24 protein-coding genes and 1 pseudogene are annotated in these 26,965 nt (G+C 69.3%); 11 read left to right on the top strand and 14 right to left on the bottom strand.

Annotation, left to right across the window (positions count from 1 at the left end):
• Positions 1 to 50 precede the first annotated feature (50 nt).
• Positions 51 to 929: a LysR family transcriptional regulator gene (locus tag EKG36_RS17600; protein ID WP_126486491.1), complete on the top strand. Its 879-nt coding sequence runs from the start codon at positions 51 to 53 to the stop codon at positions 927 to 929.
• Positions 930 to 939: 10 nt separating this feature from the next.
• Here EKG36_RS17600 and EKG36_RS17595 read toward each other — a convergent pair whose 3' ends face one another.
• Together EKG36_RS17595 and EKG36_RS17590 are read right to left on the bottom strand one after the other, a co-directional pair.
• Complete coding sequence (locus tag EKG36_RS17595; protein WP_126486489.1) at positions 940 to 1,566, bottom strand: C40 family peptidase; 627 nt, start codon at positions 1,564 to 1,566, stop codon at positions 940 to 942.
• A gap of 103 nt (positions 1,567 to 1,669) precedes the next feature.
• Complete coding sequence (locus tag EKG36_RS17590; protein ID WP_126486487.1) at positions 1,670 to 4,129, bottom strand: DUF1266 domain-containing protein; 2,460 nt, start codon at positions 4,127 to 4,129, stop codon at positions 1,670 to 1,672.
• A 226-nt stretch (positions 4,130 to 4,355) separates the two neighbouring features.
• On the opposite strand from EKG36_RS17590, the gene EKG36_RS17585 reads away from it, so the two are divergent.
• Together EKG36_RS17585 and gabT are read left to right on the top strand one after the other, a co-directional pair.
• Positions 4,356 to 5,801 carry an NAD-dependent succinate-semialdehyde dehydrogenase gene (locus EKG36_RS17585; RefSeq protein ID WP_126486485.1) on the top strand — a complete coding sequence of 482 codons (1,446 nt, stop codon included), beginning with the start codon at positions 4,356 to 4,358 and terminating at the stop codon, positions 5,799 to 5,801.
• 35 nt (positions 5,802 to 5,836) lie between these two features.
• Positions 5,837 to 7,135, top strand: coding sequence for a 4-aminobutyrate--2-oxoglutarate transaminase (gabT, locus tag EKG36_RS17580; RefSeq protein WP_126486483.1), 1,299 nt, complete (start codon positions 5,837 to 5,839; stop codon positions 7,133 to 7,135).
• Between the two features lie 50 nt (positions 7,136 to 7,185).
• Here gabT and EKG36_RS17575 read toward each other — a convergent pair whose 3' ends face one another.
• Positions 7,186 to 8,250, bottom strand: a complete 1,065-nt coding sequence (locus tag EKG36_RS17575; RefSeq protein ID WP_185827603.1) for a potassium channel family protein — start codon at positions 8,248 to 8,250, stop codon at positions 7,186 to 7,188.
• A gap of 191 nt (positions 8,251 to 8,441) precedes the next feature.
• Here EKG36_RS17575 and EKG36_RS17570 point away from each other — a divergent pair, with 191 nt between their 5' ends.
• Positions 8,442 to 9,983 (top strand): alkaline phosphatase D family protein, encoded by a 1,542-nt coding sequence (locus tag EKG36_RS17570; protein WP_126486479.1) that lies wholly within the window; start codon positions 8,442 to 8,444, stop codon positions 9,981 to 9,983.
• 42 nt (positions 9,984 to 10,025) lie between these two features.
• On the opposite strand, the gene EKG36_RS17565 is transcribed toward EKG36_RS17570, so the two are convergent.
• The gene (locus EKG36_RS17565) at positions 10,026 to 10,268 is read right to left on the bottom strand and encodes a GlsB/YeaQ/YmgE family stress response membrane protein (RefSeq protein WP_097789775.1); all 243 of its coding nucleotides are present in this window, start codon (positions 10,266 to 10,268) and stop codon (positions 10,026 to 10,028) included.
• Positions 10,269 to 10,319: 51 nt separating this feature from the next.
• Complete coding sequence (locus tag EKG36_RS17560) at positions 10,320 to 10,868, bottom strand: DUF924 family protein (RefSeq protein ID WP_126486477.1); 549 nt, start codon at positions 10,866 to 10,868, stop codon at positions 10,320 to 10,322.
• Positions 10,869 to 10,973: 105 nt separating this feature from the next.
• Here EKG36_RS17560 and EKG36_RS17555 point away from each other — a divergent pair, with 105 nt between their 5' ends.
• The 7 genes from EKG36_RS17555 (at position 10,974) to EKG36_RS17525 (ending at position 17,751) form a co-directional block, all read left to right on the top strand.
• Positions 10,974 to 11,192, top strand: a complete 219-nt coding sequence (locus EKG36_RS17555) for a hypothetical protein (RefSeq protein ID WP_126486475.1) — start codon at positions 10,974 to 10,976, stop codon at positions 11,190 to 11,192.
• Between the two features lie 135 nt (positions 11,193 to 11,327).
• Positions 11,328 to 12,923: a solute:sodium symporter family transporter gene (locus tag EKG36_RS17550; RefSeq protein WP_126486473.1), complete on the top strand. Its 1,596-nt coding sequence runs from the start codon at positions 11,328 to 11,330 to the stop codon at positions 12,921 to 12,923.
• Between the two features lie 144 nt (positions 12,924 to 13,067).
• The gene (locus EKG36_RS17545; RefSeq protein ID WP_126486471.1) at positions 13,068 to 14,249 is read left to right on the top strand and encodes an MFS transporter; all 1,182 of its coding nucleotides are present in this window, start codon (positions 13,068 to 13,070) and stop codon (positions 14,247 to 14,249) included.
• Between the two features lie 22 nt (positions 14,250 to 14,271).
• On the top strand, positions 14,272 to 15,660 hold the full coding sequence (locus EKG36_RS17540; protein ID WP_126486469.1) for a YcjX family GTP-binding protein: 1,389 nt from the start codon (positions 14,272 to 14,274) through the stop codon (positions 15,658 to 15,660).
• Positions 15,657 to 16,706, top strand: a complete 1,050-nt coding sequence (locus EKG36_RS17535; protein ID WP_126486467.1) for a TIGR01620 family protein — start codon at positions 15,657 to 15,659, stop codon at positions 16,704 to 16,706. Before EKG36_RS17540 ends, EKG36_RS17535 begins: the two co-directional genes overlap by 4 nt.
• Positions 16,707 to 16,783: 77 nt before the next feature.
• Complete coding sequence (locus tag EKG36_RS17530) at positions 16,784 to 17,224, top strand: universal stress protein (RefSeq protein ID WP_126486465.1); 441 nt, start codon at positions 16,784 to 16,786, stop codon at positions 17,222 to 17,224.
• An 86-nt stretch (positions 17,225 to 17,310) separates the two neighbouring features.
• Positions 17,311 to 17,751: a universal stress protein gene (locus tag EKG36_RS17525; RefSeq protein WP_126486463.1), complete on the top strand. Its 441-nt coding sequence runs from the start codon at positions 17,311 to 17,313 to the stop codon at positions 17,749 to 17,751.
• A gap of 6 nt (positions 17,752 to 17,757) precedes the next feature.
• Here the strand turns inward: EKG36_RS17525 and EKG36_RS17520 are convergent, their stop codons facing one another.
• The 9 genes and pseudogenes from EKG36_RS17520 to EKG36_RS17480 all read right to left on the bottom strand — a co-directional run.
• A complete protein-coding gene (locus tag EKG36_RS17520) occupies positions 17,758 to 18,879 on the bottom strand; it encodes an ABC transporter ATP-binding protein (RefSeq protein ID WP_126486461.1) in 1,122 nt (373 codons plus the stop codon).
• A gap of 153 nt (positions 18,880 to 19,032) precedes the next feature.
• The gene (locus EKG36_RS17515; protein ID WP_126486459.1) at positions 19,033 to 19,911 is read right to left on the bottom strand and encodes a carbohydrate ABC transporter permease; all 879 of its coding nucleotides are present in this window, start codon (positions 19,909 to 19,911) and stop codon (positions 19,033 to 19,035) included.
• Positions 19,904 to 20,779, bottom strand: coding sequence for a carbohydrate ABC transporter permease (locus tag EKG36_RS17510; RefSeq protein WP_126486576.1), 876 nt, complete (start codon positions 20,777 to 20,779; stop codon positions 19,904 to 19,906). The genes EKG36_RS17515 and EKG36_RS17510 overlap by 8 nt, the downstream gene beginning before the upstream one ends.
• A 126-nt stretch (positions 20,780 to 20,905) precedes the next feature.
• Positions 20,906 to 22,179, bottom strand: a pseudogene (locus EKG36_RS17505) (ABC transporter substrate-binding protein).
• Positions 22,180 to 22,296: 117 nt separating this feature from the next.
• Positions 22,297 to 23,487 carry an AGE family epimerase/isomerase gene (locus EKG36_RS17500; RefSeq protein WP_126486457.1) on the bottom strand — a complete coding sequence of 397 codons (1,191 nt, stop codon included), beginning with the start codon at positions 23,485 to 23,487 and terminating at the stop codon, positions 22,297 to 22,299.
• A 76-nt stretch (positions 23,488 to 23,563) separates the two neighbouring features.
• Positions 23,564 to 24,964, bottom strand: coding sequence for an ATP-binding protein (locus EKG36_RS17495; protein ID WP_126486575.1), 1,401 nt, complete (start codon positions 24,962 to 24,964; stop codon positions 23,564 to 23,566).
• A 74-nt stretch (positions 24,965 to 25,038) separates the two neighbouring features.
• Complete coding sequence (locus EKG36_RS17490) at positions 25,039 to 25,758, bottom strand: response regulator (protein ID WP_126486455.1); 720 nt, start codon at positions 25,756 to 25,758, stop codon at positions 25,039 to 25,041.
• Positions 25,759 to 25,869: 111 nt separating this feature from the next.
• Positions 25,870 to 26,667 (bottom strand): Cof-type HAD-IIB family hydrolase, encoded by a 798-nt coding sequence (locus EKG36_RS17485; protein ID WP_126486453.1) that lies wholly within the window; start codon positions 26,665 to 26,667, stop codon positions 25,870 to 25,872.
• A gap of 77 nt (positions 26,668 to 26,744) precedes the next feature.
• Positions 26,745 to 26,965, bottom strand: a 221-nt coding sequence (locus EKG36_RS17480; RefSeq protein ID WP_185827601.1) for a PTS sugar transporter subunit IIB, incomplete at its 5' end; no start/stop codon positions are given.

Below are 26,965 nucleotides of genomic sequence, written 5' to 3'. Positions count from 1 at the left end.
ACAATCATAAGCCAAACAGAAGATAGTGATAACAACCATCGGATTGACTTATGACTCTACCCTTCGACCTGCGGACCCTCGGCGTCTTCCTCGCGGTAGTGAACCGGGGCGGCTTCAGCGCGGCCGCCCGCGAGTTGCACGTGGCCCAGTCCGCGGTCAGCCAGACCATCGCCAACCTCGAGCATCGCCTGGGCCTGACGCTGTTCCAGCGCCACGAGCGCCGCATTGCCCTCACCCCGGAGGGCGAGGCCTTCGTCGACCAGGCCCGGGCGGTGGTCGAGCGGGCCGAGGCCGCCCACCTGGCAATGCGCGAGCTCCACGACCTGGTCAAGGGAGATCTGCGCATCGGCATCCCCTCGATGCTCGGTTCCTACTATTTCCCGCCGCTGCTGATGGGCTTCAAGTCACGCTACCCCGGCCTTCGCCTGACTGTCGTGGAGGCCGGGGCCCGCCGCCTACAGCAAATGATTGCCGCCGGCGAGCTGGACCTCGGTGTGGTCATCGACGACGGAGCCAGCCACCATCTGACACGCCGTCACCTGGTACGGGAGGAAATGGTGGTCTGCGTGCCCCGGGATCACGCCTACGCCGGCCGCACGAGCGTCACACCGGAGGCCTTCTTCGCCGAACCGCTGGTGCTCTTCCAGGACGGCTATTTCCACCGGGAGTTCGTCGACATCCTGGCCCGGGAGCGCGGCGCCGAGGCTGACGTCGCTTTCGAGTCGAACCTGATCCCGCTGACCAAGGCGATCGTCAGCCGCGGCTTCGGGATCACCACCTTCCTGCGCCGGGTGGTGGAGGAGCCGGAGCTGGCGGCGGTGTCCTTCGACCCCCCGGCCTGGCTCGACCTGTCCCTGGCCTGGGCCGAGGGGGCCTACCTGTCGCGGGCCGAGCAGGCCTTCGTCGACTTCGTGCTGGCCAATCGCTGAGGGCCCGGGCTCACCCCTCGCCGCTGAGCAGGGCGTGGGACTCGAGGCGCCTCGCCAGGCGGACGGTATCCAGCGGTCGGCGAGCCTGCCAGAAGTGGCGGCGCCAGTAGCGGTTCTCCAGGGAGGAGAGCTTGACGCCCCGCGAGGTGGAGGCATGCAGGAAGCGACCCTCGCCGACGTAGATGCCGACGTGGCGACTCACCCCGGGCGGGCGAAAGAATACCAGGTCCCCCGGCCGCAGCGCCTTGCGGGCCACCGGCTCGCCCTCGTGCACCTGCTGCAGGGTCGTGCGGGGCAACTCCAGGCGGAAGGTGTCGGCGAACACGTGCTGGACCAGGGCCGAGCAGTCGATGCCACGACGCGTGGTGCCGCCCAGCCGGTAGGGGGTGCCCAGCCAGCGCTGATGCTGGGCCAGCAGGGCACGCCGGATGAGCGCCGGGGGCGGGTTGCGCAGCCCCCGGGCGGCGAGGATGGGATTGTCGACCGGCGACATGCGTGGCCCGCGGTCGAGACCCGGCAGGTCCCGGGCAAAATAGTCCTCCACCGGCTCGGGGCCGCCCCCGGAGGCAGCGCACCCGGCCAGCAGGGCCAGTGACAGCACCGCCAGGAGGTGGCGACTTGATCTCGGGCCTCGCATCCCTGCTTGCACTCCTCTCTTCACGCTTCCTCGCGTTCGGGTCCCGCCGCCGGGCAGGCACGGGCCGCATGATAGCCATCCCGGCGCACGCTGGCGAGCCCTCTCAATGAAGCTGGCGGCCGTCCCCGGGCAGGGTGTCCACGTGCATCGGCGCCCAGTGCCGAGGCCGCGCCCCGGGAAAGTCGAGGCTCGCCCAGGGACCGGCCAGGGGCGGGGCGGCGGCCAGCCAGCTCACCAGGGCCTGGCGGAAGCCGGCCAGGAAGGCCTCGCGCTCCGCCGTCTCGCCCATGAAGAAGGAAAAGCCGGCGTAGAGTCCCCGGGCATATTCTGCCCAGCCGCCATAGTGCTGGGCGGCCAGGCCGTGGGCTCGCTCCAGCCACTTCAGGAACTCCCCCTCGCCGAGCCAGCCCAGCTGACGACCGGCAATCGCCAGGTCCACCGCCTGAGCCAGATCCCAGGCGGCCAGGTCCAGGTCGTTGCAGCCGTCCTCGTCATCGCGCACGCGCTGCAGGCGCAGCAGGTGATTGCGCTCGTCCTCGGCGCACTCGCCGGACTCCAGGGTGGCGATCTCGGAAGCCAGCCGCCCGTGGTTCAGGGTGTAGGGAGCGTAGTTGATCTGGTACTCCTGGCGATCCCCGACCTCCAGCAGGTAGCTGAGGAAATCGCCCAGCTCGGCGGGGCCATGGAGGCCATAGTGGCTGTCGACCCACTCGCGGATCGAGACACACTCCCGCTCGCTCTCCGGCTGGGGCAGGCTCCAGGCGGCACTGTTGAGCGGTCCCACCAGGGCCATGGCGGTGAAGTGCGTCAGGTTCGGACGGGGACCGGGCTCCTGCCATTCCCCGGGCTGCCAGTCCAGCCAGTGAAAGAGGCTGCCCGGGTCGTCCAGGTGCCAGCGGATCTCCGCGACCAGCGAGGGCTGGTCGGGCTCGGGCAGCAGCGCCTCCCAGTGGGCCCAGGCCGACAGCAGGCGACGGGCATCCGGGTAGAAGCGGCACAGCGAGCCATGCAGCGCCGTGGCCAGCGCCGACAGCCGCTGGGCGTCGAACAGCTCGCTGTCCATGGCCATCTGCAGGTGGAAGGCATACTTCTCGGCCATGTGGATGGTTGCGGCGTGGCGACTGCCGCGCCCCAGGGCATCGCGCCCGGCAAGATCGGCCGGAGCAGCGTGGCCGAAGGGCGTCTGGGCCGGCGGCAGGATGCCGTGGGCGGCGTCCGCAGCCAGCTGGTTGAGATGATGGGCCTGGGCCGGTAACCAGTAGCGCGCCAGGGCCTCGGCGCCCTCCTCGGCATGCAGGTCGAGCGTCTCGGCGAGATAGCCACGGGCATCCTCCCGGCGCGCCGAGGGCAGCATCGGAGCGACGCCCTGGCGCCCTGCCAGTTCGGGTTCACGCACGGCGGCCAGCGCCAGCACCCAGTGGCGGGGATCCCGGCGCCAGGCGCGCATGGCCGCCCGCGAGGCCTCCAGGATCGCCTCGTCGACCAGGCCCTGCAGGGGGGGCTTCCAGGGACTCACCGGGGACTGCAACAGCAGCGCCCAGTCGGCGGCAAGGTCGCCGAGCCGGTCATGGCCCTCGAAGAGACTGCGACCACGCTGGTAGGCCCGGGCCAGGGCCGACCAGTCGCTGTAGCGTCGCATTACCAGATCCGCCCCGTGCGCCGCGAAATCACGGGCCTCCGACTCGTCGAGCCAGCCCTGACAGGCACCGGCCCAGGCCAGGTCCACCAGTCGCAGCCAGTCCCAGGCGGCCCACTCCAGGGGCTCGCCACGCTCCACGAACCCGAGCAGCACGCGGCCTGCCGCGACCTCCTGGGGCGCGAGCCCCTCGAGCCAGGCCTGCCGCTGGGGGCCGTCGCCCTCCAGCAGGCGAGTGGCATCGAGGTCCCAGGCCTGCCGGTCCCCCTGGGCGGCCAGCCACAACAGCACCCGGATCAACTCGTCGCGACCGCTGACCCGCCAGTCCTCTGCCAGCCAGGTCGACAGCCCCTGCCAGTCCAGGGTCCCGGCCGGCAGCTCCAGCACCGGGGAAAAGGCCGCGCGCAGCCGCCAGGGCTGCTCCTCGGGCGCCTCGGGCCACAGCACGAGGGGACGGCGGTTGACCACCAGCCATTCCCGCAGCAGGTCCCAGGTCACGCCCTCTCCCTCGTGCTCGAGGGTCGCCAGGGCCTCGCAGGCCTCGCTGAAGCCGTCGTCGCCGCGCACCCAGCCCTCGACACTGCGCGCCCGGCACAGGGCCGCGAGCCAGTCGTCCAGTTCATGGTGATGGGCGCAGATCTCCTCGGCCAGGCACTGGGCCCAGTCGCGAGCCCGGGACTCGCTGAGCCATCCCGCCGCCCCGGCCAGCGCCGTGACCTCCAGCGCCGAGAGCAACCGCGCCGGGTCGGGGTCACCGATCTCCAGGGCCTCCAGCAGGCGCCAGCCCAGTTCACCGCGATCGACGACGCCCAGGCTCTTCAGGCGGGCGACGGCCACCTCGGCTTCCAGCGTCAGGGGGTCGGGCGCGAAGGCCCAGTCACACAGCACCAGCTGCTGGGCCCACCAGGCATTCAAGGGATCGACCAAGGCTCACCTCGCCATACTTCCGGATCGGGTAACGGACGCACGCGCCACGGGACGGCCTACGGGCGCCACACACAATAATTCGGCGACATAGTGTAACGGAATCCAGGCGCTCGCGCCGATGCCCTGGATCAGTCCAGGACGATAAGGTTGCACGCGCGGGCTTGGCGTTTTGTTTTAAATAATGCACACTCGTCAAACAACATAACCACCCCGAGTCGGAGAGCCCATGAACGCCGAATCCGAGCTGCTGATCGACAAGGCCTACGTCGCCGGCCAATGGCGCGACGCCGAGCGCCGCTTCCCTGTCACCGACCCGGCCACCGGCGAGGTCCTGGCCGAGGTCCCTGACCTCGGCGCCGAGGATGCCCGGGAGGCCGTAGCCGCCGCCGAGGCCGCCTGGCCGGCCTGGCGTCGCCGGACAGCCAAGGAGCGCGCCGTCCTGCTGCGCGGTTGGTTCGAGCGCATCATGGCCCACCAGGACGAGCTGGCCCGGCTGATGACCCGCGAGCAGGGCAAGCCCCTGGCCGAGTCCCGCGGCGAGGTGGCCTATGGCGCCAGCTTCGTCGAGTTCTACGCCGAGGAGGCCAAGCGCATGGCGGGCGAGACCCTGCCGAGCCACGGCGTGGACAAGCGCATCCTGGTGTTCCGCGAGCCGATCGGGGTGGTCGCGGCGATCACCCCCTGGAACTTCCCCCTGGCGATGATCACCCGCAAGTGCGCCCCGGCGCTGGCCGCCGGCTGCCCGGTGGTGATCAAGCCGGCCGAGGCCACGCCGCTGACCGCCCTGGCACTGGCCAGGCTGGCCGAGGACGCCGGTTTCCCCGCCGGGGTCATCAATGTGGTGACGGCCTCGCGTCCCGCCGAGATCGGCGAGGTGCTGACCACCGACCCGCGGGTGCGCAAGGTCTCCTTCACCGGCTCCACCGCGGTGGGCAAGCGGCTGCTGACCCAGTGTGCCGGCACCGTCAAGAAGGCCTCCATGGAGCTCGGCGGCAATGCGCCCTTCATCGTCTTCGATGATGCCGACCTGGACGCCGCGGTGGAAGGCGCCGTGGCCTCGAAATTCCGCAACTCCGGTCAGACCTGCGTGTGCACCAATCGCCTCCTGGTTCAGGCCGGCGTCTACGAGGCCTTCCTCGACAAGCTGGCGGCCCGGGCGGCCGAACTCCAGGTGGGCAACGGCCTCGACGAGGGCGTGGTCCAGGGGCCGCTGATCAACCAGGCGGCGGTGGACAAGGTCCGCGCCCATATCGCCGATGCCCTGGCCAAGGGTGGCCGGCTGGTCTGTGGTGGCGAACCCCATGCCCGGGGCGGAACCTTCTTCCAGCCCACCGTGATCGGCGAGGTGACCGACACCATGCGCGTCGCCAGCGAGGAGACCTTCGGCCCGCTGGCGCCGGTGTTCCGCTTCGAGCGGGACGAGGATGCCGTGGCCATGGCCAATGCCACCGAGTTCGGCCTGGCCGCCTACTTCTATGCCCGCGACTATCGCCGCATCTGGCGGGTCATGGAGGGCCTGGAATATGGCATGGTGGCGGTGAACGAGGGCATCCTGTCCACCGAACTCGCGCCGTTCGGCGGCGTCAAGGAATCGGGCCTGGGGCGTGAGGGATCGCACCACGGTCTGGACGAGTACACTGAACTAAAATACGTCTGTGTCGGCGGCCTGTAATCGCCCGCAACGCTTTTTCCAACTGGAGGCAACTCATGACTAACGCCCAACTCAACGAGCTCAAGCAGCGCTACGTCGCCAACGGCGCCGCGAGCCCGGCCACTCAATTTGCCGACCGGGCCGAGAATGCCCTGATCTGGGACGCCGACGGCAATCGCATCATCGACTTCGCCGGCGGCATCGGGGTGCTCAACATCGGCCATCGTCACCCCAAGGTGGTCCAGGCGGTCAAGGACCAGCTCGACAAGGTGATGCACACCTGCCAGACCGTGATGCCCTATGAGGGCTACGTGAAGGTGGCCGAGAAGCTCAGCCAGGTCACCCCGGTGCGCGGCCATGCCAAGGTGATGCTGGCCAATTCCGGGGCCGAGGCCCTGGAGAACGCGGTCAAGGTCGCCCGCGCGGCCACCGGCAAGAACAACGTCATCTGCTTCGACGGCGGTTACCACGGTCGCACCTTCATGACCATGGCCATGAACGGCAAGGTCGCACCCTACGCCACCGACTTCGGCAGCATGCCGGGCAATGTCTTCCGCGCGCCCTATCCCGTGCCCTACCACGGGGTCAGCGAGGACGAGGCGCTGCGCGGCCTGAAGATGGCCCTGAAGACCGACGCCAACCCCCGCGACACCGCGGCGATCGTGCTCGAGCCGGTGCTCGGCGAAGGCGGCTTCTACCCGGCGCCCGCCAGCTTCCTCAAGGCGATCCGCGAGCTCTGCGACGAGCACGGCATGCTGATGATCATCGACGAGGTGCAGTCCGGCTTCGGGCGCACCGGCAAGATGTTCGCCATCGAGCACAGCGGCGTGGAACCGGACATCATCACCATGGCCAAGAGCATGGCCGACGGCATGCCGATCTCCGCCGTGGTGGGTACCGACAAGCACATGGACGCCTCCGGCGGCAACTCGCTGGGTGGCACCTACACCGGCAGCCCGGTCTCCTGTGCCGCCACCCTGGCGGTGCTCGAGGTCTTCGAGCAGGAAGGCATCCTCGAGAAGAGCCAGGCCCTCGGCGACAAGCTGGCCCAGCGCTTCGCGAAGTGGGAGCAGGACTTCGCCTGCGTCGACAACGCCCGCAACATGGGGGCCATGGCCGCCATCGACCTGGTCGCCGACAAGGCCCACCACACCCCGGATGCGGACCTGGCCGGCGCCCTGTGCAAGAAGGCCCGCGAGAAGGGCCTGATCCTGCTGTCCTGCGGGCTCTACGGCAACACCATTCGCTTCCTGATGCCGGTCACCATCGAGGACGAGATCCTCGAGGAAGGCCTGGCGATCATCGAGGAGTCCCTCCAGGAGCTGGTGGGCAGCAAGAGCGCCGCCACCGCCTGACCCCCGCGCCGGGGCCTCGCCCCGGCGCCCTGCCCCACCGCCGGACGCGTTCAGGGCGCGTCCGGCTCCTCGCCGGCCAGATGCCCGGCCATCTCCGCCACGCCGATGCGCCGGCTTGCGATGTAGAAGACCTCGTCCCCGGGGTGCACCTGGACATCGTCGTCGGGGTTCAGCGTCGGATGCAGCTCTCCCGCCTGGCGAATGGCGATCAAGGCAGCGCGACAGCGCGCACGTAACCGAGCGGCCAGCCGGTCGACCCGCAGCGACCCCGTCACGCCGTCGAGCCGGGTCGAATACTGGGTCTGCGCCTGGTCGACATCGACCAGCTGGCGCAGGACCTCCTCGCTGCCCGGATCGATGGCGGCCTTCACCAGCATCTTCTGGTGGAGAGAAGGAATCACGTTAACCTTGGGGCAGTGGGTCTCGAGCAGGCGCCCCACCATCTGATTCTTCACGTAGGCCGTGATGATGCAGCGCTCGGCGACGATGGCCGCCAGGTGCATGCACACCAGGTTGGTCTCGCTGTCGTCCTCCACGTCGACCACCACCAGGGCGGCCTCCTTGACCGAGGCCCGCTCGTAGAGGCTCTCGTCGCTCAGGGTGGCGGCCCGGAAGTACTCTACCCCCTGCTCCAGGAAGGGGTTCTTGGCCGGCGCGGCATCGTCCACGCAGAGTGCCAGCAGCTGCCCTTCTCGGGCCTCCTCCCGGACCTGGGCGACCAGCGATTCGGTATAGGCGTTGAAGCCGACGATGACGATATGATCCTGCTGCATGATCGATTGCTCTCCGTAGAGCCGCTTGGTGAACTGGGAGATGACGGAGGCCGAGGCCTTGCCCAGCAGGGTGGCGAACAGCCCGATCCCCGCCGGGATGATGAACAGCGCGACCATCAGCTGCCCGGCCGGGGTCACCGGCGAGCTATCGCCGTAGCCGACCGTGGAGACCGTCACGATCATGTAGTAGAGGAAGCCCGTGGGAGAGGCGACCAGCGCCTGCTCGCCGGTGACCGACAGGCCGGCATAGGCCAGCATCAGGTAGGCGATCAGCAACAGCCCGAGCAACCCCCAGCCCATGTCGGCGATGCCACGTATCAGGGCCGTGCTGATTCGTTTCAACAGGTACATATGTTCCCCATGGCTCTCCCCTCGCCGGCCCCGGACGTCCACCGGCCGGGGCCATTCGCTCCACATCCTAACGCCCGCGACCGGGCTTGTCGCGCGGACCGGGACTGTCATTGCGGCGACCTCGAAGCGTCATCGGCCACCGGCAGGATAGCCGGCACATCCAGTGTGGAAAGGAGGACACCATGGACGTTACCCGCCGGCAGGTATTGGAACTCGGACTCAAGGGAGGCGCCGCCCTGGGCGCCGTGGCGACGGCGCCAGCGATCGTGATGGCGGATGGCCGACGGCCGGTCATGCCCTCGGGCGTGATGAGCGGCGACATGCTCGATGATCGCGTGATGCTCTGGTCGCGGGTCGACCGTCCCGCCCGGATGCTGCTCGAGATCGCCGACAACCCCGACTTCCACGGCGCCCGCTGGCTGCGCGGCCCGGACGCACTGCCCGCCTCCGGGCTCACTGCCAAGCTGGATGTCGACGGCCTCGCCGGCATGGACGAGGTCCACTACCGGGTACGCTTTGCCGCCCTGGGCGACCACCGTGCGCTCAGCGAGCCCGTCAGCGGACGACTTCGCCTGCCCGCGGCGCACCGCCGCGACGTGCGCTTCGTCTGGTCCGGCGATACCGCCGGCCAGGGCTGGGGCATCGACGAGGCCCGCGGCGGCATGTTCAGCTACGAGACGATGCGCCGACAGCGCCCCGATTTCTTTATCCATTCCGGCGATACCGTCTATGCCGATGGCCCCCTGGAGGAGACCGTGGCACTCCCCGACGGCGAGATCTGGCGCAATCTGGTCACCCCCGCCAAGCGCAAGGTGGCCGAGTCCCTCGACGAGTTTCGGGGCCAGCACGTCTACAACCTGAGGGACGCCAATCTGCGGCGCTTCAATGCCGAGGTCCCGATGCTCGCCCAGTGGGACGACCACGAGACGCTCAACAACTGGTATCCCGGCGAGTGGCTCGAGGATGGCCGCTACATGGAGCGCAACGTCCCCCTGCTCGCCGCCCGGGCCCGGCGCGCCTTCCTCGAGCATATGCCGCTGCGCCAACGCCCGGCGGCGCCCGGCCGCATCCATCGGCGCTTTGCCTACGGGCCGAGCCTGGAGGTGTTCATGCTGGACATGCGCTCCTTCCGCGACGCCAACGGCCGTAATCGGTCGGCGGCCGGCGGCGCGCTGCTCGGCGGCGAGCAGCTGGCCTGGCTGCAAGGAGCCCTGCGACGCTCCACGGCGACCTGGAAGATCATCGCCTCCGACATGCCCATCGGCCTGGTCGTGCGGGATGGCGACGCCTTCGAGGCGATGGCCAACGGCGCTCCAGGCGAGCCCTCGGGCCGCGAGGCCGAGCTGGCCGGCCTGCTCAGGACACTGCGCGACGAACGCATCCACAACGTGGTCTGGCTGACCGCCGATGTGCACTACACGGCCGCCCACCACTATGCCCCCGAGCGGGCCCGCTTCAAGGCGTTCGCCCCCTTCTGGGAGTTCGTCAGCGGCCCGCTGCACGCTGGCACCTTTGGTCCGGGCGAGCTGGACGACACCTTCGGGCCGCGGGTGGTCTTCCAGAAGGCGCCGCCCGAGGGACTCGCCAACCTGTCCCCCGCGGCGGGCTACCAGTTCTTCGGCCAGGTCGACCTGGACGGCGAGAGCGAGGCGTTGACCGTGACGCTGATGGATGCGGCAGGCCGGACCCTGCACCGACAGGTGCTCGAGCCGCAGCTCGCCTGATCCCCGCCCCCCGGCCCGCGGTCGGCGGGTCGGGGACGCCCGTCAGGCCTTCTTGGCCTTGGCGATCACCCAGAGCAGTACCACGGCCCCTACCACCGCGGTCACCAGCGAGCCGATGAAGCCCCCGGCCTGGAGGCCAAGAAGGTTGAAGAGGCCGCCGCCGACCACGGCGCCGACGATCCCCACTCCGATGTTGCCCAGCAGGCCGAAGCCGCCGCCGCGCATGATATGGCCGGCGATCCAGCCTGCCAGGCCGCCGATGATCAACCAGGCGATGATGCCCATGCCGTTCTCCTTTGCGGTTGGTGGTCCCATGGATGGTGCCCGCACTCGCGGTCAGAAGGAAGAGCCCGGCCCCTCCAGGAAGGCCAGCTCCTCCGGCGTGGAGGAGCGTCCCAGCACGGCGTTGCGATGGGGATAGCGGCCGAAGCGGGAGAGGATCTCCCGATGCCGCTGCTCGACGCGCAGGTTGTCCTCGAGGCCCGGCTGGTCGAACAGGCGCAGCGCCGCGTCGTGGATGACCAGCGACTCGCTGTGCATGTAGGGCATATAGAGGAAGGCTCGCTCCCGGACGGCGAGTTCGGCATCGACACCTCGGGCCACGGCTTCCTGGGCCAGCACCAGAGCCAGCGGATCGGCGGCAAAGGCCTCGCCGGTGTCGCGATGGATGTGCCGCGAGAACTGGTCGAGCACCAGCACCTCGGCCAGCCGCCCGTGGGCCGTGCAGCGCCACGCCCAGAGCTCCCCCCGACGTGCCGCCGCCAGGGTATCGCGGAAGCGCCGGGCGATCTCGGCGTCAAGCTCGGGATCCTTGCGAAACCACTGGCTCGGGGCGAGCTCACCGAACCAGAAGTCGAGTACCGTCGTGGGCTGCCTGCCGGCCATGGCGCCTCTGCCTCCCTGTCGAGTCGGGCCCCGGGCGGAGCCTGGCTGATATCATCCCCTGCATCGCATCCGCGACATCTCCCCATTCACCGGCAGAAGAGACCCATGACCGCCTATCAACTCCTTCAGATGCTCGGCTACGCCCTCAACATCGTCGGCCTGGTGGTCTGCATCGCCGGCCTGACCCTGGCCAGGCGCGAGCGGCATCGGCTGGTCGGCCGCCTGCTCGCCGTTGTCGGCTTCCTGGTCGCCGCCTCGCCGGTCCTCGTGCAACTACTGGGACTCGTCGAACCCGTGCCCGTGGGCATTGTCCCACCCTCCTGATGCTAGACGAAAGGTGTATAGCGTGCACGGGGCAGTCCTCTAGACTGCCCCGCTCACGTTGTAAACTTACATAAGTTTCAGCTGCATCACTGGACGACGCCGCAATTATTCGCAAAATGTAAGGATTTTTCCTATATGCATGCCCTGACTCTCGCCTCCTTCCTGTTCTTTACGGGGCTTGTCGCCTTCGTGACATGGCGAATCACCCGACGGGACGACCACTCGAGCACCAGCGGCCTGTTCCTGGCCGGGCGTAGCCTGACCTTCCCCTTGATCGCCGGCTCGCTGTTGATGACCAACCTCTCCACCGAGCAGATGGTGGGGCTCAACGGCTCGGCCTTCAACGACGGCCTGAGCGTGATGGCCTGGGAGGTGGTCGCCGTGATCGCCCTGGTCGCGCTGGCACTGTTCTTCCTGCCGCGCTTTCTCAAAAGCGGCATCGCCACCCTGCCGCAGCTGCTGGAGATCCGTTTCGACAAGGGCACCCAGCTGATCTGCAACGTGATCTTTTTGATCGCCTACGCGGTGGTCCTGCTGCCGATCATTCTCTATTCCGGCGCCATGGGCCTGCAGGGCATGCTCGACCTGCACAGCCTGACCGGCATCCAGTCCGATACTGCCCTGCTGTGGCTGACGGTCTGGGTCGTCGGCCTGATCGGCGCCGTCTACGCCCTGTTCGGCGGCCTGCGTACCGTGGCCGTCTCCGATACCCTGAACGGCGTGGGCCTGCTGATCGGCGGCTTCGTGATCGTCTACTTCGGCCTCCAGGCGATCAGCGACGGCAGCGGCGTCATGGCGGGTTGGGACATCCTCAAGCAATCCAATCCCGACAAGCTCGACTCCATCGGCCGGGCCGACCAGCAGGTCCCCTTCTTCACCCTGTTCACCGGGGTCTTTCTGATCAACGTCTTCTACTGGACCACCAACCAGCAGATCATCCAGCGGACCTTCGCCGCCAAGAACCTGGCCGAGGGCCAGAAGGGCGTGCTGCTGACCGGCCTGTTCAAGCTGCTGGGGCCGCTGTACCTGGTGCTGCCGGGCATCATCGCCTACCACCTGTATGCGGATCAGGGCATCGTCGCGGACGAGGCCTACGGCCACCTGGTCTTCAACGTGCTGCCCGCGCCGCTGACCGGCTTCTTCGCGGCGGTGATGGTCGGCGCCATCCTGTCGTCGTTCAACTCGGCCCTGAACTCCACCACCACCCTGTTCAGTCTGGGTCTCTACAAGGCCGTGCTGAACAAGGACGCCAGCGACGAGCAGGTCGTGCGCTCGAGCAAGGTGTTCGGCTGGCTCATGGCCATCGCGGCCATGATCATCGCCCCGCTGCTGGCCGGCCAGGAAAGCCTGTTCGGCTACCTGCAGAAGATGAACGCCATCTACTTCATCCCCATCCTCGCCGTGGTGGTGGTGGGCCTGCTGACCCGTCGCGTCCCGCCCATGGCGGCCAAGGTGGCGCTGGTCGGCGGCTGCCTGCTGATCTTCGCCGGCTACTTCATCCCGCCCTTCGACAAGCTGCCGGTGGTGCTGCACGAGTTCCACTTCGTGGGTCTGGTGTTCGCCCTGCTGGTGGCGGCAATGCTGGTCATCGGCAAGCTGCGGCCCCGGGAGACCCCCTGGGTGCACGAGGACAGCGGCGCGGTCGACCTGACGCCCTGGAAGGGCGCGGTCCCGGCCGGCATCGTGCTGCTGGTCCTGGTGGTCGCGATCTACATTGCCTTCGCCGGCTGACGCCGCCGCGCCCGACCGGCCCCCGCGACGCCCTGCCCCCTGGCAGGGCGTCGCGTTTGCGCCCGTTGCGGCACGGTGGGAAGATTCAGGCTCGTCATCCGCCGGGGAGCGCCAGCATGGGCCTCCCCCTGCCATGGAGGCCCGATGCCCCTCGCCGTGTCCCTGCTGTCGCTGTGCCAGGCCCTGCTGATCAGCGGCAACATCCTGCTGATCGCCGTCTCGCCGCTGATCGGCGCCCAGCTCGCGCCGGCGCCCGCCTGGTCCACCGCGCCGGTAGCGACCCAGTGGCTGGGCCTGATGTGCGCCACCATCCCGGCCTCGCTGATCATGGCACGATTGGGCCGGCGCCGCGGCTTCATGCTCGGCAACCTGCTGGGGCTGGCCGGGGTGGGCCTGGCGATACAGGCCCTGAGCGGCGAGCGCTTCCTGCTGTTCCTGGTGGCCACCTGGCTGATCGGCATCGGCATCGGCTTCGGCCAGCTCTACCGCTTCGCGGCGGTGGAGGCGGCGCCGGCCAGCCTGCGCGACCGCGCCATCGGCCTGGTGATGGGCGGCGGGGTGCTGGCCGCCTTCTTCGGCCCCTGGCTGGCCCGGCACAGCCGGGAGCTGACCGAGGTTCCCTTCCTGGGCAGCTTCCTGGGGCTCGGCGGCCTCTACCTGCTGGCCCTGGTGGTGCTGTCGCTGATCCGCCTGCCTTCGCCGGAGCGCACCCATGGCGGGGGCGAGGCCCGGCCCCTCGGCGAGATCCTGCGCCAGCCGGCCTTTATCGTCGCGGTGACGGCAGCGCTGATCGGCTACGGGGTGATGAACCTGGCGATGACCGCCACGCCCCTGGCGATGTCCGCCCAGGGCCTGCACTTCGATCATGTGGCCACCACCATCCAGTGGCACGTGGTGGCGATGTTCCTGCCCTCCTTCATCACCGGCCGGCTCACCGCCCGCTTCGGTGTCAGCCGCATGATCCTCGCCGGCTGCGCCCTGCTCGTCGCCAGTGCCCTGGTGGCCCACCTCGGGGCGGGGCTCGGCGGTTTCCATGCCGGTCTGATCCTGCTCGGCCTGGGCTGGAACTTCACCTTCCTGCCGGCTACCGGCCTGCTCACCGAGGCCTATCGCCCCGCCGAGAAGGCGCGTACCCAGGCCGCCAACGAGTTCCTGGTCTTCACCACCGTGACGCTGACCGCCCTGCTCGCCGGTCCACTCGTCACCGCGCTGGGCTGGGAGCGACTGAATGCGGTGCTGCTGCCGCTGTGCGTGCTGCCGGTCCTGGCCCTGGCCTGGCGGCACCTTGTGCTGCGCCGTCAGGGCCCCCAGATCACGCCCCATTGATTGCCGACACGGACGCCACACCATGCGCCAACCCCTGACCCGGGAACTGCACGATCTGCTGGAGCGTGGCCGGGACCGCCAGTTGCGCCTGGCGGTGACCGGCCTGTCGCGCTCGGGCAAGACCGCCTTTCTTACCTCGCTGGTCAACCAGCTGCGCCATGCCGGCCTCGAAGCCCGCCTGGACCTGCTGCCGGCCGCCCGGGACGGGCGCCTGCTCGGGGCCCGACGGGTCGAACAGCACGACCTCGGCGTCCCCCGCTTTCCCTTCGACCGGGCCATGTCGGCCCTGGACGACCACCCACCCCGCTGGCCCGAACCCACCCGCGGCATCAGCGAGCTGCGCCTGGTGCTGCGCTACCGGCCGCTCAGGCCCGGACTGATGAGCGGCGAGACCCGCCGCCTGACCCTGGACCTGTTCGACTATCCCGGCGAGTGGCTGCTCGACCTGCCGCTGCTGGGCCACGACTACCCGAGCTGGAGTCGCTCCCAGACCGGCCATGGCGACGCCCGCGAGGCCCTCTTCGCCGACTGGCACCGGGAGGTGGCGACCCTGGACCCCGCGCAGGAGGTCGACGAGGGACGCCTGGCCGAGATCGCCGAGCGCTATGCCGAGGGGCTCAGGGCGGCCCGGGAGGCCGGTTTCTCGGACCTCCAGCCGGGCCGCTTCCTGCTGCCGGGCGAACTCGAGGGGGCCCCGGTGCTGCAGTTCTTCCCCCTGCCGGGCATCGCCGATGCCGACCCCGCGCAGCTGGCCCAGCTGCCGCCGGAGAGTCTCTACGCCACCCTGGCGCGGCGCTTTCGCCACTACCAGCAGCATATCGTGCGGCCCTTCTACCGGGACCACTTCCGCCGCTTCGACCGCCAGATCGTCCTGGTCGACATCCTCGGCGCGCTGAATGCCGGTCCGGAACGCTTCGAGGACCTGTCCCGCGCACTGGGCCGGCTGATGCAGAGCTTCGACTATGGTCGACGCAGCCTGCTGTCGCGGCTGTTCGCCCCGCGGATCGACCGTCTGGCCATCGCCGCCACCAAGGCGGATCATGTCACCCCGGAGCAGCATGCGCGGATGACCGGGCTGCTCGAGACCCTGCTGGCCGAGCCGCTCAAGGACCTGCATTTCGCCAATGTCCCGGTGCGGGCCCTGTCGCTGGCCGCCATTCGCGCTACCGAGGCCCGGGAGGTCAACCACCAGGGCCAGCGGCAATCGGCCCTGCGCGGCACCACCCTGGCGGGCGAGGAAGCCCTGCTGTTCCCCGGTGAGGTGCCGAGCCGCCTGCCCGATGCCGACTTCTGGGCCCGCCAGGGCTTCACCTTCACCGCCTTCCGCCCGCTGCCCCGGGATGGTGGCGCCCTGCCGCACATCCGCATGGACGCCGCCCTGGACTGGCTGATCGGAGACAAGCTGCAATGACCACGTCCCGCGACAGCGACCCCCGTCCGGGTCAACGCTTCACCCTGGACGACCGCCCGGCGCCCGAGCCTCCGGCGCCTGGCCGGACCTTCGCCCCCGAACACGACAGCCGCCCTCTGGCCGTGACCAGCGAGGCCGGGAGCCACGCCGAACAGGCCGTGAGCGCGAGCCTCGCCGCTCCCCGGCGGCGCCGCTGGGGGCTGCTGGTACTGCTGGCCGCAGGGCTCGGGCTCGGCACGGCGGAGCTGCTCCTGTCCCTGCCGACGGCGCTGGCCGCGGACGACTGGCTGGGGCTCGGCTGGGGCCTGGTGGGCCTCGGCGCCATCGCCGTCGGGGCCGGTGCCCTGGGGCGGGAACTGTGGCGGCTGCGGCGACTGCGGCGGCACGAGCGACTGCGCGAGGCCCTGGCCGCCCTGCCCGAGGCCTCGCCGCGCCAGGCCATGGCCACCGCACAGGCCCTGCGCCGGCGCCTGTCCCTGGATGACGACCATCCCCACTGGCGGGGGTTCCTCGCGGCCTGTGAGGCCCATCATGACGGCAGCGACATCCAGGTCCTGCTGGCCCATCACCTGCTGGGGCCGCGGGACCGCGAGGCCCGCCGGCTGATCTCGCGGATGAGCGGCGAGACGGCGGTGATGGTGGCGGTCAGCCCGCTGACCCTGGTGGACATGGCGCTGGTGGCCTGGCGCCATCTGGCGCTCATCGACCGTCTGTGCCGGCTCTACGGGCTCGAGCTGGGCTATGCGGCACGCGTTCGCCTGCTGCGCATGGTGCTGCGCGACATGGCCTTCGCCGGGGCCAGCGAGATGGCCGGCGAGGCGGGCATGGAACTGCTGTCACTGAACCTGGCCGGCCGGCTGTCGACCCGGGCGGGCCAGGGCCTGGGGGTCGGCCTGCTCGGGGCTCGACTGGGCCTGCGGGCCCAGCGGCTGACCCGCCCCCTGGCCTTCGCCGAGGCGGATCGTCCGCGGCTTGCCGACCTGCGCCGGGAGCTATGGGGCCGGCTGCGACGCCTCGAGACTCCGCCGGAGCGGCCCGGAGCTTGATGCAAGTCACCACGGCGAGGCCAAGGACGGCTAGGCTGGAGGATACCCCTAAACGGCAACGCAAGGAGTCTCAGCCCATGTTCCAGTCCATTCTCGTCCCCATCGACGGCTCGGAACACTCGCGCCTGGCCCTCTGTGTGGCCTGCAAGCTGGCCCGCCAGGAAGACGGCCAACTCGTCCTGCTGCACATCCCCGAGGCCCTGGAGCACGAACCCCTGCTGATATGGGGGATCGGCGCGGTCCCCATGGAGGCGACCCTCGAGAAACGCGAGAAGGTCGGTCGGGAAATGCTCGACAAGGCCACCGAGGAGGCCCGCGCGCTCGGCGTCAAGGACGTCGAGACGGTGATCGGCAAGGGCAATCCCGCCCTGAGCATCCTCGACGAGGCCCGGCAGCGCGGGGTGGATGCCATCGTCATGGGCAGTCGCGGACTCGGTGACTTCAAGGGCCTGGTGGTGGGTAGCGTCTCCCACAAGGTCACCCACGGCGCCGAATGCCGCGTGATCACCGTCAACTGAGGCCGGCCGTCACGGCCGGTGACGCCACCGGTCGCAGCCACTAGGCTGACAGAGCAGGTGTCCGCCGCAGCGAGGAGGTGTCTGCCATGTTCCGCTCCATCCTGGTTCCCATCGACGGGTCGCCCCATGCCCGCAAGGCCCTCTCGCTGGCCTGCCAGCTGGCACGCCACCAGGAGGTCTACCTGCTGCTCCTGCACATTCCCGAGGCTCTGCCCCACAACCCGCCGCTGGTCTGGGGCGTCGGCACTCAGGCGGTGGAGGCCTCCCGGGAGGAACGCGCCCGTCACGCTCAACAGATGGTCGAGAAGGCCGCCGAGGAGGCGCGTGATCTGGGCGCTCTCCATGTCGAGATGCTGGTCCGTCAGGGCGACCCCACCCGCACCATCCTCGAGGTAGCCAAGGACCGGGATGTCGATGCCATCCTCATGGGCAGCCGCGGGCTGAGCGACCTGCGCGGGCTGCTCACCGGCAGCGTCTCCCACAAGGTCAGCCATGCCGCCGAGTGCAGCGTGATCACCATGCACTGAGGCCGGCTAGGCCAGGCGTCGTTCCGAGGCGGCATCGAAGAGCACCGCCCGGCGCATGTCCACCCGCAGGGCGATTCGTTCGCCGGGCGTCACTCGGCAGTGCGGGTCGACCCTTGCGGTGATCTCGCCTTCCCCCAGCGGCAGGCGCAGCAGGATGTCGGCCCCGGTTGGCTCGGCCACGCTGACCGTGGCGGCAAGCGGCGTCCCCTCGGCTCGCTCGCCGAGGCGGGCGTCCTCCTCGGTGAAGTGCTCCGGGCGCAGCCCCAGCACCAGCGACCGGCCGACCTGGTCGGCGAGGGCGTCGGTCTCGCGGCTGATCGGCCAGGGCAGCACCAGGTCGTCGGCTCCCGGCGTGGCGACGCGCAGCCGATAGTCACCCGCCTCCCCTTCCAGGGTGGCGGCGATGAAGTTCATCGACGGCGACCCCATGAAGCCGGCCACGAAGATGTCCACCGGATCGTTGTAGATCTCGTCGGGACTCCCCAGCTGGAGGATGCGCCCGTCGCGCATCACCGCGATGCAGTCGGCCAGGGTCATGGCCTCGATCTGGTCATGGGTCACATAGACGATGGTAGTGCCGAGACGCTGGTGGAGCTTCTTGATCTCGGTACGCATCTCCACCCGCAGCTTGGCGTCGAGGTTGGAGAGCGGCTCGTCGAACAGGTAGATCTGCGGCTCCCGGGCCAGGGCGCGGCCCATGGCCACCCGCTGGCGTTGCCCGCCGGAGAGCTGGGACGGCTTGCGCTCGAGCAGGTTCGAGATCTGCAGCAGGTCCGCGACCCGCTCCACCGCGGCCTCGCGCTCGGCCTTGGGGACCTTGCGCATCTCCAGGCCGAAGGCGATATTCTGGCGCACGGTCATGCTCGGGTAGAGGGCATAGGACTGGAAGACCATGGCGATGTCCCGCTCGGCGGGTGTCCGCCAGGTGATCTCCTCGCCGCCGATGTGAATCTCCCCGGAGGTCACCGGCTCGAGCCCGGCGATGGCGTTCATCAGCGTCGACTTGCCGCAGCCCGAGGGGCCGACCAGGATCAGGAACTCCCCGGAGTCGATGGCCAGGCTGACGTCCTTGAGCACCTGGGTGCTGCCGAAGTCCTTGCAGACATGCTGGATTTCCAAAGCTGACATGATGGTTACCTCGTTATTGTTCGACAGTTGATGGCCCAACGAAAAGGCATTGGCGACGGTGCGCAGTCCAGGGCTCGTAAATGCGCCGTTTGACCGGGCTCGCGCGCCAATGCCTGACGCCGTATGGCCGAGCGCAGCCAGTTTCGTCGGCCATTAGCCCTTGACCGAGCCGGCGGTTAGCCCCCGGACGAAATACTTGCCGGCCAGCACGTAGACCACCAGGGTCGGCAGGGCGGCGATCATGGCGGCGGCCATGTCAACGTTGTATTCCTTCACCCCCGTCGAGGTGTTGACCAGGTTGTTCAGGGCCACCGTGACCGGCTGGGTGTCGTGGCCGGAGAAGGCCACGCCGAACAGGAAATCGTTCCAGATCTGGGTGAACTGCCAGATCACCGAGACCACGATGATCGGCGTCGACACCGGCAGCAGGATGCGCCGGAAGATGCGGAAGAAGCCGGCTCCGTCCAGCTTGGCCGCCGACACCAGCTCGTCGGGGATCGACACGTAGAAATTGCGGAAGAACAGCGTCGTGAAGGCCACGCCGAAGATCACGTGGACCAGTATCAGGCCCGCCCGGGAGCTCGACAGCCCGAGCCAGCCGAGCGTCTGGGCCATGGGCAGCAGGATGACCTGGAAGGGGATGAAGCAGCCGAACAGCATCAGCGCGAACAGCAGCTCGGCGCCCTTGAAGCGCCACTTGGTCAGCGCATAGCCGTTGAGTGCCCCCAGCAGGGTGGAGATCGCCACCGCCGGGATGACGATGGCGAAGGAGTTCCAGAAGTAGCCGCCCATCCCTTCGCAGCGCATGCCGGTGCAGGCCTCGCCCCAGGCCTTGACCCAGGGGGCCAGGGTCGGGTTCTCGGGCAGCGTCAGCAGGGTACCGGCGGTGATCTCGTCGAGGGGCTTGAACGAGGTCAGCACCATCACCGCCAGCGGCAGCAGGTAGAACAGGGCCGCGACGCCGAGCGCGGCATAGACCAGGACGCGCAGCAGGCGCGCCATGGGGGTCTGGCGTCGAATCACGTTATCCATGCCGGCGACTCCGCAGTTCGGAATACAGGTAGGGGATGAGGATGGCCAGCACGCCCCCCAGCATCAGCACGGCGCTGGCGGAGCCGAGACCGATCTGGGCCCGGCTGAAGGAATGGGCATACATGAAGGTGGCCGGCAGGTCGGAGGCATAGCCGGGACCGCCGCCGGTCAGCGCCACCACCAGGTCGAAGCTCTTGATGGCGATGTGCGAGAGGATCATCACGGCGCTGAACACCACCGGCCGCAGGCAGGGCAGAATGACCCGCCAGTAGATCCGCGGCAGACTGGCGCCATCGAGCTGGGCGGCCTTGAAGATGCTGTCGTCGATGCCGCGCAACCCGGCCAGGAACAGCGCCATGACGAAGCCCGAGGCCTGCCACACCGCGGCGATGACCAGGGTGTAGACGGCCATGTCGGGATCTACGAGCCAGTCGAAGGTGAAGGTCTCGAAGCCCCAGCCCCGCACCATGGCCTGCAGGCCCAGACCGGGGTTGAGCAGCCATTTCCACACCACCCCGGTGACGATGAACGACAGCGCCATGGGGTAGAGGTAGATGGTGCGCAGCGCTCCCTCCTGGCGGATCCGCTGGTCGAGCAGGATCGCCAGTCCGGCGCCGAGCACCAGGCAGAGCCCGACGAAGAGCCCGCCGAACACCCCGAGGTTGGTGGCCGCCACCCACCAGCGATCGTTGGCCAGCAAGCGGGCGTACTGGGCGAAGCCGACGAAGTCGTAGCTGGGCAACAGCCGGGAATCGGTCAGCGAGAGCACGAAGGTCCACAGCATGAAGCCATAGACGAAGCACAGCGAGATCAGCACCGAGGGCGCCAGCACCAGCTTGGGCAGCCAGGCCTGGAGACGCGCCGTCATGCCGGGCTTGGAGGCAGCCGGACCGGCGCGGCCGGTCCCGGACGCAAGAGTCGAAGTGGTTGTCATGAGAACTTCCTCAGTCTCGAGGTGGAGGGCACCCGCCGAGCGGCGGGCGCCGGGGCGTCGTCACAGGGCCAGGCTGGCGGCCTGGGCCAGCCGCTCGGCGGCCTGGTCGGCGCTCATGTCGCTCGAGTTGAAGTAGTTGGTGATGATATCGAAGAAGGCTCCCTGGACGTCGCTGCGCATGGCCATGCGGTGTGCCATGCTGGGCACCAGTCCCCCCTGGTCGCGGGCGGCCTGGAAGTCGTCCATGGATTTCTGGGCGCAGGCGTCGAAGTCGCTCATGTCGAGGTCGGGGCGGGCCGGGATCGAGCCCTTGAGCTGGTTGAAGGCCTGCTGGAACTCGGGCTCCAGCACCAGGCGGGCCAGGGCGTCCTGGGCCTCCCGGGCAGACGGCTCGCTGAGGCGGAACATGGCGAAGCTGTCGATGTTGAAGGAGAACTCGTCGGCGGTGCCGGGGACGGGCGCACACAGATAGTCCTCGCCGGCCTCGAGGCCCGCGGCGGTGAACTCGCCCTTGGCCCAGTCGCCCATGATCTGCATCGCGGCGTCGCCCTCGATCACCATGGAGGTGGCCAGGTTCCAGTCGCGCCCCGGCATGCCCTCGTCCATCAGCTCGCGCAGGCGCTTGAAGGTGGTCAGGGCCTCGATCATGGTGTCGCTGGTGAGCGCCTCCGCGTCGAGCTCGACGAAGGCACGGCGATAGAAGTCACTGCCTCCCAGGCTCAGCACCACGGTCTCGAAGGTGGTGGCATCCTGCCAGGGCTGGCCGCCATGGGCCAGCGGCACGTACCCCGCCTCGTGCAGGGCCTCGCCGGCGGCGACAGCTCGTCCCAGGTGGTCGGCACCGCGACCCCGGCATCGGCCAGCACCTCGGGGTTGGCCCACAGCCAGTTGACCCGGTGGACGTTGACCGGCACCGCCACGTAGTGGCCGTCGTGGCGCATGATGTCGGCCACCACCTCGGGCAGCAGCGCGTCCCAGTTGCCTTCCTCGGCCACCGGGTCGAGGTTGCCGAGCAGGCCAAGCTCCCCCCACTCCTGGATCTCCGGGCCCTTGATCTGGGCCGCCGCCGGCGGATTGCCGGACATGGCCCGAGACTTGAGCACCGTCATGGCACTGTCGCCGCCCCCGCCGGCCACGGCGAAGTCCTTCCAATTGTGCCCCTCCGCCTCGAGCAGGTCGCGCAGTTCTCCCACCGCCTCGGCCTCCCCGCCGGACGTCCACCAGTGCAGGACCTCGACCTCGCCGGCCTGGACGTGACCGGCGCCCAGGGCACTGGCCATGGCCAGGCTCAGCAGCGACTGGCGAAGCGGGGAAGATCGCTTGAATGCGCGCATGTGACGTGCCTCCTGATTGTTGTTGTCGCGTGCCGCCCGCAACGGCGGCAAGCAACACGCTAGCGCATTCATCGCATCGACAGGGGTTACCTAATACTGGATAGTGTTGCCGGACTATTACGACGCTGAAACATTTCGCCGGGCCAGGGCGGCCATGACGTCGTGGCAGGCCCCCATGGTGTGGTAGTCGACCTTTCCCGCGGGGCTCTTGACGTCGGAGTAGCGACGGTTGTCCGGGGTCAGGATGCGGTACCAGGCGCCGTGGCGATGGTCGATCAGGTGGCGCCAGCTGTAGTCCCAGAGCCGCTCGTACCAGCGCCAGTAGGCGGGCCGTCGGGTGCGCACGCCGAGCAGTGCCGCCGCCGCCAGGCTCTCGGCCTGCACCCAGAAGTACTTGTCGCCGTCGCAGACGCGCTGCGCCGGATCGAGTCCGTAGACCAGACCGCCGTGGGTGCGATCCCAGCCCGCGGCCACGCTGGTCAGGAACAGCCGCTCGGCGGCGGGGATCAGCCACGGCTCGGGTCGATGGCGCTCGAGCATGACCAGCAGCTTGGCCCACTCCGTCTGGTGGCCGACCTGATAGCCCCAGGGGCGAAACAGGTGCGCCGGGGCGTCGCGGTTGTAGTCCCAGTCGGGCCGCCACTGGGCGTCGTAGTGTTCCCAGATCCAGCCGTGAGGATGGTCGCGATTGGCTGATGTGATGGCCCGGGCGATGGCCAGCGCCTGATCGAGGAAGGCGGCGTCGCCGGTGGCCTCGTGGGCGGCGATCAGCGCCTCGCAGCCATGCATGTTGGCGTTCTGGCCGCGATAGGCCGAGACCCGCCAGTGGCGGTCGGCCTCGTCGGCGAAGCGCTGCCAGCGGGGCTCCCAGAAGCGTTTCTGCAGCAGCCGATGGACGGCATGCAGGCCCGCCCGGGCCTCGTCGATGCCGGCCCGCAGCGCCTCGGCATAGGCGAGCAGCACGAAAGCCAGCCCATAGCAGTGGTTCGTGTCGTCCTCCACCACCCCGCCATCCAGGGTCCAGGCGTAGCCCTGGGTAGCGGTCTGGAAGTGCGCCGCCTCCAGGTAGGCCAGACCGTGTCGGGCCCAGTGACGGTACTCGTCGCCACCACCGTGACGGGCGTAACGGGCATAGGTCACCACGTAGCGGGCACTTGACACCAGGTGGCGATGCTCGCGCTCGAGGATGGTACCGTCGTCGAGCAGGTAGTGATAGAAGCCGCCCTGGGGGTCAATGGCGCGGGGATGATAGAAGGCCATGGTCTTGCGGACTTGGGCAGCCAGGAAGGCGGGATCGTAGACGTTCACGGGATTCTCCGGGATGGGTGTCGCGTCCAGCCTCGCGGGGCCGGAGCGATGCCGTGTTGCCGAGTGCTGCGAAGTATTACATGGGCTGAAGACCGGGTCGGGGCAGCTCGAGGCTCACGACCAGCCCACCATCGGGGTGATTGTGCAGGTACAGCCGGCCGCCGTGCGCCTGGAGAATATGCCGGGCGATGCCCAGCCCCAGGCCGCTGCCGCCGGTATGCCGGCTGCGCGAAGGCTCGAGACGCACGAAGGGCGCGAAGACCCGCTCGCGCTGGTGCGCCGGGATGCCCGGGCCATGGTCGCGGATGTCGAGCCTAAGCGCCTGCTCGCCGTCCGCCAGGCTCACCTCGGCGCGCCTGCCATAGAAGATGGCGTTCTCCATCAGGTTGGCCAGGCAGCGCTTGAACGCCAGCGGCTTGACGGCCAGCGGCGCCGCCTCGCCCTCGACCGTCACCTCGCCGCCCTGCAGGCGCAGCCCGTCGGCCAGCTCATCGACCAGCCGCCGGGGATCGACGTCGGCGACCTCCTCGTGCATGTCGAGTCCCTTGACCGAATCCAGGGCACCCCTCACCAGCCGGTCGAGCTCGTCGAGGGAGGCGCAGAAACGATCCCGCTGGGTAGGGTCGTCGAGCATCTCGGCACGCAGCCGCAGGCGCGTTATAGGTGTCTTGAGGTCATGGGAGATCGCCGAGAATAGCCGCTCGCGCTCTTCCAGCTGATGCCGAATGCGTCGCTGCATGCGGTTGAAGGCCGCCGCCGAGGCCGCCACCTCCCGCGGCCCCCTCTCGCCGAGCGGCGGGGCATCCAGGTCGTCACCGAGGCGACGGGCCGCCCCGGCCAGCCGAGCCAGGGTACGGGTGGCGCTGCGGATGCCGAGCCACGACAGGCCGATCACCGTGAGCAGCACCACCAGCAACACGAAGAGCCGGTCCGCCGACAGCCAGTGGCGCCCGTCCAGACCCTCCGGCACCGGCAGCAAGCTGGCCACGTAGAGCCATTGTCGGTCCTCCAGCGGCAGCTGCACCACCAGGATCGGCTGCGACGGAGGCGCCGTCAGCAGGCTGTGCTGGCCCCAGCGTGGTGGCAGGTCGCGCAGCGGCACCTCGTTATTGAGCAGGCGCAGGGTCTCGGGTCGCGAGAACGCCACCACGGCGTCGTTCGCGCCCAGCTCGGCGGCCAGCACCCGGTGGAAATTGTCGATCACCAGCGCCCGGGCGGCCCCCTTGCCCCCGCTCGTCACCGGCAGGCGGTGGTCATTGACGCTGACGAAGAAGCGCGTGCCCCCCATGTCGCGCAGCTGGTCGAGCACGATATGCCGGTAGTCGTAGGGCAGCGAGCGGAAGAACCGCACCGTGGAGGCCACACTGTAGGCCATTTCCCGCGACAGCTCGTCGAGGCGCGCCCGCTGGCTGGCCCTCTCCTGGACGGTCCAGATGGCGTGACTGGCCAGCTGCGCCCCCAGCACCCCCACCACCATGATCAGCAGGAAGCGACCCCGCAGGGTGACGGGCAGCCGGCGCGCCAGGCGACGGCGCCAGCGCGTGCCGAGGCTCACGCGATCACATCCACCCGCGAGGCCAGCACGTAGCCGGCGCCGCGCACGGTACGGATCAGCGGGGATTCCTGGGAATCCTCGCCCAGGCGCTGGCGCAGGCGGCAGACGTGGACATCGATGGAGCGGTCCAGGGGCGGTGCCGGCCGGCCGCGGCTCAACTCGAAGAGTCGGTCGCGTGAGAGCACTTGCTCGGCATGGTCCAGGAAGGCCTGGAGCAGCTGGAAGTCGGCTCCGGACAGGGCGCTGCGCCCTCCCCCCGCATCGATCAGCTCGCGGGTCACGCGATCCAGGCGCCAGTCGCCGAAGGCCACCAGCCGCGCCTGGTCGGGCGCCGCGACGCCAGGACGGCACCGGCGCAGCACGGCCTTGACCCGGGCCAGCAGTTCGCGGGGATTGAAGGGCTTGCCCAGGTAGTCGTCGGCCCCCAGTTCGAGGCCCAGGATGCGGTCGGTCTCGTCGGCACTGGCGGTCAACATGATGATCGGCACCTCGCTGTCCCGGCGCAGGCGACGACAGATGGCGAAGCCGTCGTCGCCGGGCAGCATCAGGTCGAGGATCAGCAGGTCGGGGGTCTCGTGGTCGAGCAGCACGGACAGCGCCGCGGCGTCCTCGGCGACCAGGGCTCGATAGCCATGGCGCCCCAGGTAGTCGGCGAGCAGTTCACGGATCTCGGGGTCGTCGTCGACCACGATCAGGGTGGCAGGAGGTGTCGTCATCGAGCGCCAGGTGATCGACGGCGCCCGGGCGCCGTCGGCAAATGTTGTACTTGTGATCCCAGCATAGCGAGCCCCCCCGCGCCGGACGATACCACCAAGGTGGCAGAGGGGTCAGAGGGCGAAGCGCTCGGCCAGGTGCCGGGCCACTGCGGCCTGGTCATGATGGCCGATCCGCCGGGCCCCGGGGACGGCGTGGTCCAGGGCCGGGTGGCCGTTGGCCGTGATATGGGCTTCGCCGGCCAGGGCCAGCATCTCGGTATCGTTGAGATTGTCGCCGAAGGCCAGACAGCGCTCGGCCGGCACGCCGAGACGCGCCAGCAGCGCCGCCAGGGCCGTGCCCTTGTTGACCCCGGCAGCCATCAGCTCCAGGGATTGGTCCGTGGAGTAGGTGATATGCAGGGCGTCTCCGGCCAGCCGGCGCACCTCGGCCTCCAGCCCGTCCAGGGCCTCGGGTTCCCCGATGTAGAGCACCTTGCCCACCCGCTCGCCATCCAGGGACGCCGGCGGGACGACCCGGTAGGCGAAGCCGGTATGGGCGTGCAGGGCCAACAGCTGAGGCGCCTCGGCGTCGATGACCCACTCATGGTCATGATAGAGGTTGAGCCGGATGTCGTCGGGCCGCGGCAGCGCGATCAGGCGGCGGGCCAGCGCCGCAGGCAGGTGGCGGGCGGCCACCAGGGTCCCGTCGGGCTCATGGGTATAGGCACCGTTGGTGCTGACGAGATGAGCCGCGATATCGAGGCGGTCGCGATACGCCAGCATGTCGCGGTAATGGCGTCCCGAGGCCAGGGCGATATGGTGGCCCCGGGCCGCCAGGGCCCGCAGGGTCTCGACGGTGACATCCGCCAGGGCGTGGTCCGCCCCGAGCAGGGTGCCGTCGAGGTCGCTGACGATAAGATGGGCCGACATGGGCGGTGCTCTCCGCTGGCAAGGGTGTCCGCCCATTCTATCAGTCCTGGGAATGCCCCAGGCCCTCGGGGCGCCGCTCAACCACCGGCGTTGAGGGCATGGGCCAGCGGTGCGGCCCGGTCACCGACCACCAGGTGCCGGACGCCCTCGCCCACCGCCTGGATGCCCTGGCAGCCCAGGGCCGCGAGGGCCTGGTCATCCAGGCGCGTGATGTCGGCCAGTTCGACCCGAAGCCGGGTGCTGGCGCGTGCCTCCAGGCACCGCAAGTTGTCCGCGCCGCCCAGGGCCGCGAGCCAGC

It is taken from the genome of Halomonas nitroreducens, assembly GCF_003966155.1.
Lineage (GTDB): Bacteria > Pseudomonadota > Gammaproteobacteria > Pseudomonadales > Halomonadaceae > Halomonas > Halomonas nitroreducens.
Note: the sequence above shows the minus strand (reverse complement) of the source record. Positions and strands in the feature narration are given on the sequence as shown.

Coding starts and splice junctions, on each gene's coding strand:
- EKG36_RS17600 (WP_126486491.1), top strand. CDS start 51: ATGACTCTACCCTTCGACCTGCGGACCCTCGGCGTCTTCCTCGCGGTA.
- EKG36_RS17595 (WP_126486489.1), bottom strand. CDS start 1,566: ATGCGAGGCCCGAGATCAAGTCGCCACCTCCTGGCGGTGCTGTCACTG.
- EKG36_RS17585 (WP_126486485.1), top strand. CDS start 4,356: ATGAACGCCGAATCCGAGCTGCTGATCGACAAGGCCTACGTCGCCGGC.
- gabT (WP_126486483.1), top strand. CDS start 5,837: ATGACTAACGCCCAACTCAACGAGCTCAAGCAGCGCTACGTCGCCAAC.
- EKG36_RS17570 (WP_126486479.1), top strand. CDS start 8,442: ATGGACGTTACCCGCCGGCAGGTATTGGAACTCGGACTCAAGGGAGGC.
- EKG36_RS17565 (WP_097789775.1), bottom strand. CDS start 10,268: ATGGGCATCATCGCCTGGTTGATCATCGGCGGCCTGGCAGGCTGGATC.
- EKG36_RS17560 (WP_126486477.1), bottom strand. CDS start 10,868: ATGGCCGGCAGGCAGCCCACGACGGTACTCGACTTCTGGTTCGGTGAG.
- EKG36_RS17555 (WP_126486475.1), top strand. CDS start 10,974: ATGACCGCCTATCAACTCCTTCAGATGCTCGGCTACGCCCTCAACATC.
- EKG36_RS17550 (WP_126486473.1), top strand. CDS start 11,328: ATGCATGCCCTGACTCTCGCCTCCTTCCTGTTCTTTACGGGGCTTGTC.
- EKG36_RS17545 (WP_126486471.1), top strand. CDS start 13,068: ATGCCCCTCGCCGTGTCCCTGCTGTCGCTGTGCCAGGCCCTGCTGATC.
- EKG36_RS17540 (WP_126486469.1), top strand. CDS start 14,272: ATGCGCCAACCCCTGACCCGGGAACTGCACGATCTGCTGGAGCGTGGC.
- EKG36_RS17535 (WP_126486467.1), top strand. CDS start 15,657: ATGACCACGTCCCGCGACAGCGACCCCCGTCCGGGTCAACGCTTCACC.
- EKG36_RS17530 (WP_126486465.1), top strand. CDS start 16,784: ATGTTCCAGTCCATTCTCGTCCCCATCGACGGCTCGGAACACTCGCGC.
- EKG36_RS17525 (WP_126486463.1), top strand. CDS start 17,311: ATGTTCCGCTCCATCCTGGTTCCCATCGACGGGTCGCCCCATGCCCGC.
- EKG36_RS17520 (WP_126486461.1), bottom strand. CDS start 18,879: ATGTCAGCTTTGGAAATCCAGCATGTCTGCAAGGACTTCGGCAGCACC.
- EKG36_RS17515 (WP_126486459.1), bottom strand. CDS start 19,911: ATGGATAACGTGATTCGACGCCAGACCCCCATGGCGCGCCTGCTGCGC.
- EKG36_RS17510 (WP_126486576.1), bottom strand. CDS start 20,779: ATGACGGCGCGTCTCCAGGCCTGGCTGCCCAAGCTGGTGCTGGCGCCC.
- EKG36_RS17495 (WP_126486575.1), bottom strand. CDS start 24,964: ATGGTGGTGGGGGTGCTGGGGGCGCAGCTGGCCAGTCACGCCATCTGG.
- EKG36_RS17490 (WP_126486455.1), bottom strand. CDS start 25,758: ATGACGACACCTCCTGCCACCCTGATCGTGGTCGACGACGACCCCGAG.
- EKG36_RS17485 (WP_126486453.1), bottom strand. CDS start 26,667: ATGTCGGCCCATCTTATCGTCAGCGACCTCGACGGCACCCTGCTCGGG.